Source organism: Halomonas zincidurans B6 (assembly GCF_000731955.1).
GTDB lineage: Bacteria > Pseudomonadota > Gammaproteobacteria > Pseudomonadales > Halomonadaceae > Modicisalibacter > Modicisalibacter zincidurans.
In genome coordinates, this window is the sequence record NZ_JNCK01000001.1 from 2,540,369 (window position 1) to 2,552,241 (window position 11,873).

An 11,873-nucleotide genomic window follows, 5' to 3' on the forward strand; every position below is an offset into this window, starting at 1 on the left:
CAGCTCGAAGCAGTGTTCGACTCAGGCATCCAGAGCCCGGCAATCGGCGCTCGACCAGCCGATCTCGACCGTTTCCCCCGGGCGCAGCACGCTGTGACCGTCGGCGTTGGGGGTCTTGATGATGAACTCGTCGTTGCCGCAGACCGACAGCCGTGTACGCAGATGGTCGCCGAGATAGATCACCTCCTGGACTTTCGCCGAGAAACGGTTCTCGAATTCACGACTGTCTTCGCGCAGCAGGCTGACCCGCTCGGGACGTAGCGACAACGTGGTCCGGACGCCAGTCTCGGCGACCGCGACCGGCGTGGCGATCACCGTCTCGCCGCTATCCAGGCGTACCTGGCAGCGCTCGCCAGCGAGCTCGGTGACTTCGCCGCGCAGGCGATTGTTCTCGCCGATGAAATAGGCGACGAAGGCGTTTTCAGGCTGCTCATAGAGGGTGTCCGGCGAAGCCAGCTGCTGGACCACGCCATCGTTGAACACGGCGATGCGATCGGACATGGTCAGCGCTTCGGTCTGATCGTGGGTGACGTAGAGCATGGTCACCCCCAGCTCGGCATGGATACGCTTGATTTCGTATTGCATCTCCTCGCGGAGATTCTTGTCCAGCGCCCCGAGCGGCTCGTCCATCAACACCAGCTCGGGCTCGAAGACCAGCGCGCGCGCCAGCGCCACACGCTGCTGCTGACCGCCGGACAGCTGCGCCGGGCGGCGGTCGCCGAACTCATCGAGCCGGACCATCGCCAGGGCACGCTGGACCTTCTGCTTGATCTCGGCCTTGCTCAGATGGCGCACCTCGAGGGGGAAGGCGAGATTCTCGGCCACCGTCATGTGCGGAAACAGCGCGTAGTTCTGGAAGACCATGCCGATGCCCCGCTTGTGCGGCGGCAAGCCATTGATCGGTTCGCCCTTGAGCAGGATCTCGCCATGAGTCGGCGTCTCGAACCCCGCCATCATCATCAGGCAGGTGGTCTTGCCGGAGCCCGACGGCCCCAGCAGGGTGACGAACTCGCCCTGCCGGACATCCAGGTTGAAGTCCTTGACCACCAGCTCGACGCCGTCATAGCTCTTCTGGACGCTGCGGAAGCGGGCAAAACACGTCTTGTCGGCCGCCGCTTGCGTTGGCGGCTCAGCTTCGAGGGTCTGGGTCATGCAGCATTACCTGTGCGTAGCGATTGTTGTCGTTTTGTCGCCTGGCGTGCGACCCGAGGCAGGTATCATTTTGTTACTGTTGTTGTTTTGACTTTGACATTAGAACCAATGCCGTCACGACTACAACCCCTTAAAGGGACAATAAGCGTTGAAAGTGATTTCCAGTGGCGATTGCAGAAACGACAAGGGCGCCCGTAGGCGCCCTGCGTCCGATTGACGATCGATCCCAACCCACTCCTTGTCAGCAAGATGCACTCATGGGGCATAGGGCGAGGAGCGCGGCTCCTAAGGTGGCATCGCACGCATAAAAACGCTCCGCGAGCGCAGCGTCGACGATCGGCCAGGCCCGACAGACTCCTAGGCGAGTCGATCGAGGCCGCGCGCCAGGTCCGCCTTGAGATCGGCCAACCCTTCCAGGCCCACGGCGATGCGAATCAACCCTTCGCTGATTCCCGAAGCGACCTTCTGCTCGTCGGAAAGACGCCCGTGGGTGGTGGTCGCCGGATGGGTAATGGTGGTCTTGGCGTCGCCCAGATTGCCGGTGATCGACATCAGCCGGGTGGCATCGATCACCGACCAGGCGCCCTCGCGACCGCCGGCGATCTCGACGCCGAGCACCGCGCCGAAGCCTGTCTGCTGCGCCCGGGCCAGCGCGTGCTGGGGATGACTCTTCAAACCGCTGTAGTGCACCCGGGCAACCGCCGGGTGCGCCTCTAGCCACTGCGCCAACGCCAGGGCGCTCTCGCAATGCGCGCGCATGCGCAGGCCCAGCGTCTCCAGCCCCTTGAGGAAGATCCAAGCGTTGAACGGGCTCATGCAAGGCCCGCAGGTGCGCACCACCCCGAACAACTCCTCGAGTTCGCGGTCAGCGCCCACCACCGCGCCGCCGATCGCCCGGCCCTGACCATCCAGATACTTGGTGGCGGAATGAATCACCAGATCGGCGCCGAGCTCCAGCGGACGCTGCAGAGCCGGCGTCAGGAAGCAGTTGTCGATCGCCAGCCAGGCGCCGTGGCGATGGGCGATCTCGGCCAGCGCGGCGATATCGACCACCTCGGAGAGCGGATTGGACGGCGTCTCGGCGAACAGCAACTTGGTGTCGGGAGTGATCGCCGCCTGCCACTCGTCGAGATTGCCCAGCTCCACGTAGCGGGTGGTGATGCCGAACTTGCCCAGATACTTGCTGAACAGGCTCACCGTGGAACCGAACAGCGAACGCGAAGCGACGATCTCGTCGCCGGCCTCGAGCAGCCCCAGCGCGGTCGCGAGAATCGCCGCCATCCCCGAACTGGTCGCCACGCAGCGCTCGCCGCCCTCCAGCGCCGCCAGGCGCTCCTCGAAGACGCGCACGGTGGGGTTGGTGAAGCGCGAGTAGATGTTGCCCGGCTCCTCGCCGGCGAACTTGCGCGCCGCTTCGGCGGCGCTGCCATAGACGAAGCTCGAGGTCGCGAAGATCGGCTCGCTGTGCTCCTGCTCGGCGCTGCGTACATGGCCGGCGCGTACCGCCAGGGTATCCAGCGACCAGGCGTCGCCGTCGAAATCGTGTTCGTGCATCAAGCCCCCATTAGTCGTAGTCCTCGACGTCATTGTGCAGATCGACCACCGCATGGCCGGTGCCGTCCTGGGTCTTGGCGGCATCGTTGCGCGAGGCCTCCAGCGCGGCCAGATATGCAGCGTCGATATCGCCGGTGATGTACTCGCCATCGAACACCGAGCAGTCGAAACGCTCGATCTGTGGGTTGACGTCGCGACAGGCCGTCTTGAGATCCTCGAGATCCTGATAGAAGATCCGGTCGGCGCCGATCAGCTCGCCGACCTCCGCCTCGCTGCGACCGTGGGCGATCAATTCGCTGGCCGCCGGCATGTCGATCCCGTAGACGTTGGGATAGCGCACCGGCGGCGCCGCCGAGGCGAAGTAGACCTTGTTGGCACCGGCTTCGCGGGCCATCTGGATGATCTGCTTGCAGGTCGTGCCGCGCACGATCGAGTCGTCGACCAGCAGCACGTTCTTGCCGGCGAACTCGATGTCGATGGCGTTGAGCTTCTGACGCACCGACTTCTTGCGCTGGGTCTGCCCCGGCATGATAAACGTCCGCCCGATATAGCGATTCTTCATGAAGCCTTCGCGGTACGTCACGCCCAGATGCTGAGCCAGTTCCAGCGCCGAAGTCCGCGAGGTGTCGGGGATCGGGATGACCACGTCGATGTCATGCTCCGGCCACTCCTTGAGGATGCGATCGCCGAGCTTGCGGCCCATCTGCATGCGCGTGCCGTAGACGTAGGCGCCATCGAGGATCGAGTCGGGCCGCGCCAGATAGACGTGTTCGAAGATGCATGGCGCCAGCACCGGCCGGTCGGCGCACAGCTGGGTATGCACCGCGCCCTGCAGGTCGACGAAGATCGCCTCGCCCGGTGCCAGGTCGCGGGCCAGTTCGAAGCCGCCGACGTCCAGCGCCACCGATTCGGAAGCGATCATCACGTCCTGGCCTTCCGGCGTCTGGCGCGAGCCGAACACCACCGGGCGGATGCCCTGCGGGTCGCGGAACGCCACCATGCCGAAGCCGTTGATCATCGCCACCGCGGCATAGCCGCCGCGGCAACGACGATGCACGCGACGCACCGCGTCGAAAATGTCCTCGGGGTTGAGGTGGTGGCCCTGCTTGCCCAGCTCATGGGCGAAGACGTTGAGCAGCACCTCCGAATCCGAGCTGGTGTTGATGTGGCGCAGGTCGGTGGTGTACAGCTCCTGCTTGAGCTGGTCCGAGTTGGTCAGGTTGCCGTTGTGCGCCAGCGCCAGACCATACGGCGAGTTGACGTAGAACGGCTGCGATTCGGCCTCGCTCGACGAGCCCGCGGTCGGGTAGCGCACATGGCCGATGCCCAGATTGCCCTTGAGACGCGTCATGTGGCGGGTATGGAATACGTCGCGCACCAGTCCATTGCTCTTGCGCAGCAGGAAGCGTCCTTCATGCCAGGTCATCATCCCGGCGGCGTCCTGCCCCCGGTGCTGAAGCACCGTCAGTGCATCATAAAGCGCCTGATTGACCGGCTGGGTGGCCATGAGGCCCACGATACCGCACATTCCGCCTTACCTCGTTTGCAATGGACCCGCCGCATTCGAACGCTCGGGTACCCGTGAAAAAGCGCCGGAATCCGCCGATCCCGGATTCGACACGTCGACCGGCAGCGACAGCGAACGAATCCCGTCGAGCTTCTCCGGATTGCGCTGCTGCCAGTCGACGAAGCGCGCCACCGCCCAGTCGCGCAGATTCTCGAAGGTCGGTCGCAGCTGTGCCTGCTGCCAGGATTGCAGTTGCATCAATGGCGTCAGGCTGATCAATACCGTCGCCAGCACCAGGATCGCGCCGCCGCGCAGGATTCCGAAACCGGCCCCGGCAAGGCGGTTGAAGAAGCCCATGCCGACCCACTCGATGGCCGCCTGGACGCCGCGGATCACCAGCCCGCAGAGCAGGATCACCACGAAGATCACCGCCACGAAGGCCACCACCAGACGCACGTCGGGACTGTCTATCCAGCCGCCGAGACGCTCGGCCAGCGGCGGCGCCAACCACCGCGAGGCCAGCAGCGCGACGATCCAGGCGCCCAGGCCCAGCGCCTCGCGGACCAGCCCGCGCAGAAAGCCCGCCAGCATCGACGCGGCCAGAACGGCCAGGAACAGCCAGTCCAGCCAGGTGAAGGTCATTCGCTCTCCTGCACCCTGATCAGCAGCCCCTGAATATTGGCCTGCTCCTTGAGCGCGGTGCGGACCTTCTCGCCGTCGTCCGAACTGGCGAACGGCCCAACGTAGACCGTCGTCAGATTGTTGTCGCGCGGCCGGCTATACGCCGCGAACCCCTGCTCGTCGAGCTGTTTCTCGAGGCGCGCCGCGTTGTCCGGCTGACCGAAACTGCCCACCTGCACCGCCCAGTCGCCGTTCTCGGCGACCGCCGGTGTGCTGCTCTGCGCAGCGCCATTGGCCGCTTGCGTGCCGGCCTCGCCCTGCTGGCCGTCCTGCCCGGCACGCTGGGCCAGCGCGGCGATCGGATCGGGACGCGGCGCATCCGACTCGGCCTGCGAGGCGCTGCCTGGCGCGGGCTGGTTACCGGCGACCTGCTCGGCTGCGCTCCTGTCGGGCTCGGCATCGTCGGGCTGGGGAGCGTTGGCCCGGGCGGCGTCGGGTCGGGCCTGCCCCGCCGGCTGGCTCGGCGCCTGCGGCGACTGGATCTGGCCCAGGCTCGCGGGCCGCTCGGGGGCCTCGACGGGGGTCTGCTTGATATCGATCGGTTGCTCGATGGTAAGCACCGGCTCCGGGCGGTCTTCGCGCGTCGGCGGATCGTCGAACAGCATGGGAATGAAGATCACCCCCAGGGCCAGAAGAATCACGGCGCCGCTGACGCGTTCACGCATTCCGTACTTCATGTCACTCTCCTAGCGAATCTCCTAACGGCCATGCTGAGCGGTTCCGGCCCCGCCACGGCTCCCCTGTGCGGCGTGCCAGCCGAGCACCTCGGCCACGGTATAGAAGGAACCACAGACCAGCGCTTCGTCGTCGGCCGCGAGCCTTTCCGCCAGCCAGGCGGCACCGGCCGCCGGCGAGTCGGCACGATGCAGTAGCGTCGCGCCATGCGCAATCAACTGCTCGGCCAGCTCGTCGGCGCTACGCGCGCGCGGCCCTTCGAGGCTGACCGTGACCCAGGCGTCCACCTGCGAGGATAGCGCCTTAAATATGCCCTGCGCATCCTTGTCGCGCAGCATCCCGAGCAGCGCGATCCGGCGTGCCGGACGCGACCGTTCGGCGAGTCGCGCCGCCAGGTAGCTCGCGGCATGGGGATTGTGGGCGACGTCCAGGCACCAGTTGTCGAGCCACTGCATGCGCCCGGCCAGCGTCACTTCGGCCAGGGCCCGGCGACAGGCCGAAGGCTCAAGCTCGATACCCGCCAGCGCCAGCGCCTGGATCGCCAGTGCCGCGTTGTCCAGCGGCAGGCCCGGAACCGGCAGGTCGTCCAAATGCAACGCCTGGGCGTGGCGATCGACGCCCCGCCACTGCCAGCCCTCGCCAGCGGACGCGGATGGCCGATGAATGCGCTGGAAATCCCGTCCCAGACGCCAGGCCTGCGCCCCGCAGGCCTCGGCGGCCGCGAACACGCTGCCCGGCAGGTCATGGCCCAGCACCGCCGGCCGCGAGCCACGCAGGATGCCCGCCTTCTCTCGGCCGATGGCCTCCAGGTCGGTACCCAGGAAATCGGCATGATCGAGCGCCACGCTGGTCACCACGGCGACATCCGAATCGACGACGTTGACCGCATCGAGTCGCCCACCCAGCCCGACCTCGAGAATCGCCACCTCGGGGCGGCGCTGGGCGATCGCCCACAGCGCCGCCAGCGTGCCGACCTCGAAATAGGTCAGGCTCACCGGCTCGGACATCAGGCGAGCGGCCTCGACGCGTTCGAAACCGGCGACCAGCAGGCCATCGTCGGCCTCGCGGCCGTCGAGGCGCAGGCGCTCGTTGTAACGCAACAGATGAGGCGAGGTGTAGGCCGCCGTCGAGCGACCGTGAGCGCCGGCCAACGCCTCGAGCATGGCCACCGTCGAGCCCTTGCCGTTGGTCCCGGCGACAGTGATCAGCGCACCGGCAAGCGGCGACTCGGTCAAGCCCAGGCGTTCGGCGACGACGGCCACGCGCTCGAGGCCCAGATCGATGGCCACCGGGTGCTGACGCTCGAGGCGCGCCAGCCAGGCCTCGAGAGACAGCCCCCGGTCAGGCAGGGCATCATCGGGAGTGGCGGATGCAGTCCGGCTCATTCAGCGACGGTCATCCAGCGATTCGTCGTCGATCAGCGATTCGTCGATCAGCGAACTGGCCTCGACATCGGCTTCGTGATCGCTGGCAACCGGCTCCTCCTCAGGCATCGGCAAGGCGTGATGGGTCAGCTTGCGCAACACGCCGACCAGCCGCTCGCGCATCTCGGTGCGATGCACGATCATGTCGACGGTGCCGTGCTCGAGCAGGAATTCGCTGCGCTGGAAGCCTTCCGGCAATTGTTCGCGCACGGTCTGCTCGATGACCCGCGGGCCGGCGAAGCCGATCAGCGCGTTGGGCTCGGCCACGTTGAGATCGCCGAGCATCGCCAGCGACGCCGAGACCCCGCCGAACACCGGATCGGTGAGCACCGAGATGTAGGGGATGCCGGCCTGCTTCAAGCGCTCCAGCGCGGCCGAGGTCTTGGCCATCTGCATCAGCGAGAACAGCGCTTCCTGCATGCGCGCCCCGCCGGAGGCGGCAAAGCACACCAGCGGCACGCCCTCCTCAAGCGCCACGCTAGCGGCGCGCACGAACTTCTCGCCGACCACCGCGCCCATCGAGCCGCCCATGAACGTGAACTCGAAGGCCACCGCCACCACCGGCAGGCCATCGAGCGACCCGCGCATGGCGATCAGCGCATCGTTCTCGTCAGTCTCCTTCTGGGCCGTCGCCAGGCGGTCCTTGTATTTCTTGGAGTCGCGGAACTTGAGCCGATCGACGGGCTGCAAGCCGGCGGCGATCTCCTCGCGGCCTTCGCTGTCGAGAAACCAGTCAAGGCGCTTGCGGGCCGTCAGGCGCAAGTGATGGTCGCACTTGGGGCAGACGTTGTGGTGTTTTTCAAGCTCCGGGAGGTAGAGCACCCCATCACACTTGGGACACTTGCGCCACAGGCCGTCGGGCACGCTGGTGCGACGATCCTTGCGCTGAACGCGTCCCATGGACGGCACGATCTTGTCTAGCCAGCTCATGGTCGAAAGGTATCCATTCTGCTGCGGTCACTGGGCCCGGCATTCAACCGGACCCGACGAATGCGCGTGAAGGGCCGCTGCGGCTCAATCATCGAGCGCTTGACGCATCTCGCCGAGCACGTCCTTGAGCGCCTCGGCGATGGTCTCGGGCCGCTCGGCACGCTCGGCGATGCGCGAAACCAGGGCGCTACCGACGATCACGCCGTCGGCGATGCGCCCCACGGCGGCGGCCGATGCGCCATCGCGAATCCCGAAGCCGACGCATAGCGGCAGCTCGGTCAATTCGCGCAGGCCGCGCAACTGACGCTCGACGCCTTCGACGTCGAGCGTGGCGGCACCGGTCACCCCCTTGAGGGAAACGTAGTACAGGTACCCTTCACCGTGGGCGCATATTGTAGCGGCACGCGCACGCGAGGTGGTAGGGGCGACCAGAAAGATCGACTGCAGGCCGTGGGTCTTGAACAGCGGCGCGAGCTCGTCGCTCTCTTCCGGCGGCATGTCGACGACCAGCACGCCGTCGACGCCGGCGGCGGCGGCCTGTTCGGCGAAGCCGGCGTAACCGAGCCGCTCGATCGGGTTGAGATAGCCCATCAGCACCACCGGCGTATCGGCGTCGTCGCGGCGGAACTCGGCGACCATGGCGAAAATGTCGGTCAGCCGAGTACGGGCCTCGAGCGCCCGCTCGCAGGCCTTCTGTATCACCGGGCCATCGGCCATCGGGTCCGAGAACGGCATGCCCAGCTCGATGACGTCGGCGCCGGCCGCCACCAGCGCGTGCATGAAGCCCACCGTGTGCTGCGGCCCGGGGTCGCCGGCGGTGATGTAGGGAATCAGCGCGGTGCGGCCCTGTTCCTTGAGGGCGGCGAAACGTTGGTCGATACGGTTCATTAACTTTTTTCCCTCAAAGGCGAAAGTTCAAAGCAGCGAACGAAGGCCAGACAAGGCGAAAACAGCCAGGAACGCGCAGTGTACAAAGGCGTACAGAGCAGTTCGATCGGACTCGCGCACGAGGGTGTTTTCAACGCCGTATGGTCGAGTGCAGCCATTTGAACCCCGCCTTTAGAATTCGACGCCATCGATCTTGGCAACCGTCAGGATATCCTTGTCGCCACGCCCGGACAGGTTGACGACGATGTGCTGGTCGGGGCTCAGGGTCGGCGCCAGGAGCTTGGCGTAGGCCAGCGCATGCGCCGATTCCAGCGCCGGCATGATGCCTTCCATGTGGGTAAGCTCGCGAAACGCCTCGAGTACCTTGTCGTCGTTGGCGGCCACGTACTTGACGCGGCCGACGTCCTTCCACAGCGCATGCTCCGGCCCTACACCGGGGTAATCGAGCCCCGCCGAGATCGAATGCGTCTCGAGGACCTGGCCGCCCTCGTCCGACATCAGGTAGGTGCGGTTGCCGTGCAGCACGCCGGTCGGCGCATTGGCGGTCAGCGGCGCCGCATGACGCCCTGTGTCGACGCCGTCGCCGCCGGCTTCGACGCCGTACATCGCCACCTCGGCGTCTTCCGCGAACGGATAGAACAGCCCCATGGCGTTGGAGCCGCCGCCGACGCAGGCGATCAGCGCATCGGGCAGTCGGCCGATCTGCTCGAGCGACTGCGCGCGCGCCTCGCGGCCGATCACCGCGTTGAAGTCGCGCACCAGCATCGGGTACGGGTGCGGTCCGGCCACGGTGCCGATGATGTAGAAGGTGTCGTCGACATTGGTCACCCAGTCGCGCAGCGCCTCGTTCATGGCGTCCTTGAGGGTCCGCGAGCCGGACTCGACCGGAATCACGTTGGCGCCGAGCAGGTGCATGCGATAGACGTTGAGCTTCTGGCGCTGCACGTCCTCGGCGCCCATGTAGACGTCGCACTTAAGGCCCAGCCGCGCGGCGACCGTGGCCGTGGCGACGCCGTGCTGGCCGGCGCCGGTCTCGGCGATCACCCGCGGCTTGCCGCTCTTCTTGGCAAGCAACGCCTGACCGATGGTGTTGTTCACCTTGTGCGCGCCAGTGTGGTTGAGATCCTCGCGCTTGAGCCAGATCTGCGCGCCGCCGAGCTGGCGGGACCATCGCTGCGCGTGATACAGCGGAGACGGGCGGCCGACGTAGGTGGCCAGGTCACGATCGAATTCCGCCTGAAAATCGGGATCGTCGCGAAGGCTCGCATAAGCCTTCTCGAGATCTTCCAGCGCGAAGCTCAGGGTCTCCGAAACGAACCGGCCGCCGTACGGGCCGAAATGGCCGCGGGCATCGGGCAGTCGGGTCAGGTCGCTGAACGTGGTCACGAAAGACACCTCACAAGGTCGCTTGGCTTAGGATTCTGGGGTCAGGTTCACGTGTTCGATGAAAGCGCGCAGCTTGGCGGGATCCTTGATGCCACGGGTGGCCTCGACGCCGCCTGAAACGTCGACGGCAAAGGGCCGGACGCGGCGCACCGCCTCGCCGACATTGTCGGGCGTCAGACCTCCGGCGAGGATAACAGGTTTTGCCAGGCTTGCGGGGATCCGCGACCAGTCGAAGACCTCGCCGGTCCCGCCCGGCACGCCCGGCCGATAGGCATCGAGCAGCAGCGCGCGCGCCTCGCGATAGGCCTCGGCAGCAGCGTGCAGGTCGATGCTCTCGCGCATGCGCAGCGCCTTGATCCAGGCACGCGGCGCCTGGCGGCAAGCCTCCGGCGGCTCGTCGCCGTGGAACTGGATCAGATCCAGATACGGCGCGCAGCGGCGCACGAACTCGGGATCCTGATCGACGAACAGCCCGACCCGGGCGACGAAGGCCGGCACCCGCGCCGCCAGCTGCGCGAGGCGGTCGGGATCGATCGCCCGCTCGCTACCCGGCCAGAGCACGAAGCCCAGCGCATCGGCGCCCGCCGCCACGGCGACGTCGATGTCCGCTTCCCGCGTCAGGCCGCAGATCTTTATCCGTGTGCGCATGGTCGGTCTCCCTGGAATGCAACGGGCCAGCCGCTTCGGCGCTGACCGAGCCCGATTGCGAACTCAGCTGCTGGTGGCATCGATACTGGCCGGATGCCGCGCCCCCGGCAGGCCGCGCCGATAACGCACCATCGGCGAGTCCGGCAGCCCGCGCTCACCGCTCCATTCGCCGAGAAAGCCCAGCATGCTGGGGCCCAGTGGCTCGCGGGGCAGCTCGAAGCGCTCGTCATAGATCGAGTCGACGAAGTGCAGGCCGCACCCGGGCGCAGTGACATTGCCCTGGGCGCGATCGCGCAGCGTCAGCAGGTGCGCCAGGTAGCCGATACCCTCCTCGCCGCGCCCCACCGCGACCAGCGCTCCGGCGATATTGCGAATCATGTGATGGAGAAACGCGTTGGCCTGGATATCGATGACCACCAACGTGCCGTAACGTTTGACTTCGATGAAATGCACGTGGCGCGTCGCCGACTTCGACTGGCAACCGGCTGCGCGAAAGCTCGAGAAGTCATGCTCGCCGACCAATGCCTGGGCGGCTTCGTGCATGCGCCCGGCATTCAGCGGCTCGCGACACCAGGTCGCGTTGGCGCGCTCGAGCACCGGCCGACTGGGCTGATTGAGAATCACGTAGCGATAGCGGCGCGCCAGCGCCAAAAACCGGGCGTGGAAGTCAGCGGCTACCGGCGCCACCCAGCGCACCGCGATGTCGCGCGGCAGGTTGGCGTTGGCGCCATAGACCCAGGCCTTGGTCGAGCGCGGCGCCGGCGCATCGAAGTGCACGATCTGCCGCGTGGCGTGCACGCCACTATCGGTACGCCCGCTGCAATGTACCTGCACGGGCGCCGCCGCGACCCGGCCGAGCGCCGTTTCCAGCGTTTCCTGGACCGACGGCGCCTGTTTCAGACGCTGCCAGCCGCAATAATGCGTGCCGTCGTATTCGACCGCCATGGCCAGGCGGCCTGCGAGGCGCTGATGATCATCGAGAAACTCGAAAAGGGGCATCGACTTCCGTCAAGTTATGCCACCCCGAC

11 protein-coding genes are annotated in these 11,873 nt (G+C 66.6%); all 11 read right to left on the reverse strand.

Annotation, left to right across the window (positions count from 1 at the left end):
• Positions 1-21 precede the first annotated feature (21 nt).
• Entirely contained in the window at positions 22-1,152 is a 1,131-nt protein-coding gene (locus tag HALZIN_RS0111900; RefSeq protein ID WP_031384430.1) for an ABC transporter ATP-binding protein, read from the reverse strand.
• A 357-nt stretch (positions 1,153-1,509) separates the two neighbouring features.
• Positions 1,510-2,706 (reverse strand): O-succinylhomoserine sulfhydrylase, encoded by a 1,197-nt coding sequence (locus HALZIN_RS0111905; protein WP_031384431.1) that lies wholly within the window; start codon positions 2,704-2,706, stop codon positions 1,510-1,512.
• A gap of 10 nt (positions 2,707-2,716) precedes the next feature.
• Positions 2,717-4,234 (reverse strand): amidophosphoribosyltransferase, encoded by a 1,518-nt coding sequence (gene purF / locus HALZIN_RS0111910; protein ID WP_031384432.1) that lies wholly within the window; start codon positions 4,232-4,234, stop codon positions 2,717-2,719.
• A 6-nt stretch (positions 4,235-4,240) separates the two neighbouring features.
• The gene (locus tag HALZIN_RS0111915; RefSeq protein ID WP_035575342.1) at positions 4,241-4,855 is read right to left on the reverse strand and encodes a CvpA family protein; all 615 of its coding nucleotides are present in this window, start codon (positions 4,853-4,855) and stop codon (positions 4,241-4,243) included.
• Positions 4,852-5,571, reverse strand: a complete 720-nt coding sequence (locus HALZIN_RS0111920) for an SPOR domain-containing protein (RefSeq protein ID WP_031384434.1) — start codon at positions 5,569-5,571, stop codon at positions 4,852-4,854. Before HALZIN_RS0111920 ends, HALZIN_RS0111915 begins: the two co-directional genes overlap by 4 nt.
• 21 nt (positions 5,572-5,592) lie before the next feature.
• On the reverse strand, positions 5,593-6,954 hold the full coding sequence (folC, locus tag HALZIN_RS0111925; RefSeq protein ID WP_051907496.1) for a bifunctional tetrahydrofolate synthase/dihydrofolate synthase: 1,362 nt from the start codon (positions 6,952-6,954) through the stop codon (positions 5,593-5,595).
• Positions 6,955-7,923 carry an acetyl-CoA carboxylase, carboxyltransferase subunit beta gene (gene accD / locus HALZIN_RS0111930; RefSeq protein ID WP_031384436.1) on the reverse strand — a complete coding sequence of 323 codons (969 nt, stop codon included), beginning with the start codon at positions 7,921-7,923 and terminating at the stop codon, positions 6,955-6,957.
• An 84-nt stretch (positions 7,924-8,007) separates the two neighbouring features.
• Positions 8,008-8,811: a tryptophan synthase subunit alpha gene (trpA, locus tag HALZIN_RS0111935; RefSeq protein ID WP_031384437.1), complete on the reverse strand. Its 804-nt coding sequence runs from the start codon at positions 8,809-8,811 to the stop codon at positions 8,008-8,010.
• A gap of 171 nt (positions 8,812-8,982) precedes the next feature.
• Complete coding sequence (trpB, locus tag HALZIN_RS0111940; protein WP_031384438.1) at positions 8,983-10,197, reverse strand: tryptophan synthase subunit beta; 1,215 nt, start codon at positions 10,195-10,197, stop codon at positions 8,983-8,985.
• Between the two features lie 27 nt (positions 10,198-10,224).
• Positions 10,225-10,845 carry a phosphoribosylanthranilate isomerase gene (locus HALZIN_RS0111945; protein ID WP_031384439.1) on the reverse strand — a complete coding sequence of 207 codons (621 nt, stop codon included), beginning with the start codon at positions 10,843-10,845 and terminating at the stop codon, positions 10,225-10,227.
• A 63-nt stretch (positions 10,846-10,908) separates the two neighbouring features.
• A complete protein-coding gene (gene truA, locus HALZIN_RS0111950; RefSeq protein WP_031384440.1) occupies positions 10,909-11,844 on the reverse strand; it encodes a tRNA pseudouridine(38-40) synthase TruA in 936 nt (311 codons plus the stop codon).
• Positions 11,845-11,873: the final 29 nt, after the last annotated feature.

What these genes read in the sequence shown, in the direction of transcription:
- HALZIN_RS0111905 (WP_031384431.1), bottom strand. Translation starts at nt 2,706, where the DNA reads ATGCACGAACACGATTTCGACGGCGACGCCTGGTCGCTGGATACCCTG.
- HALZIN_RS0111900 (WP_031384430.1), bottom strand. Translation starts at nt 1,152, where the DNA reads ATGACCCAGACCCTCGAAGCTGAGCCGCCAACGCAAGCGGCGGCCGAC.
- purF (WP_031384432.1), bottom strand. Translation starts at nt 4,234, where the DNA reads ATGTGCGGTATCGTGGGCCTCATGGCCACCCAGCCGGTCAATCAGGCG.
- HALZIN_RS0111915 (WP_035575342.1), bottom strand. Translation starts at nt 4,855, where the DNA reads ATGACCTTCACCTGGCTGGACTGGCTGTTCCTGGCCGTTCTGGCCGCG.
- truA (WP_031384440.1), bottom strand. Translation starts at nt 11,844, where the DNA reads ATGCCCCTTTTCGAGTTTCTCGATGATCATCAGCGCCTCGCAGGCCGC.
- HALZIN_RS0111945 (WP_031384439.1), bottom strand. Translation starts at nt 10,845, where the DNA reads ATGCGCACACGGATAAAGATCTGCGGCCTGACGCGGGAAGCGGACATC.
- accD (WP_031384436.1), bottom strand. Translation starts at nt 7,923, where the DNA reads ATGAGCTGGCTAGACAAGATCGTGCCGTCCATGGGACGCGTTCAGCGC.
- folC (WP_051907496.1), bottom strand. Translation starts at nt 6,954, where the DNA reads ATGAGCCGGACTGCATCCGCCACTCCCGATGATGCCCTGCCTGACCGG.
- trpA (WP_031384437.1), bottom strand. Translation starts at nt 8,811, where the DNA reads ATGAACCGTATCGACCAACGTTTCGCCGCCCTCAAGGAACAGGGCCGC.
- HALZIN_RS0111920 (WP_031384434.1), bottom strand. Translation starts at nt 5,571, where the DNA reads ATGAAGTACGGAATGCGTGAACGCGTCAGCGGCGCCGTGATTCTTCTG.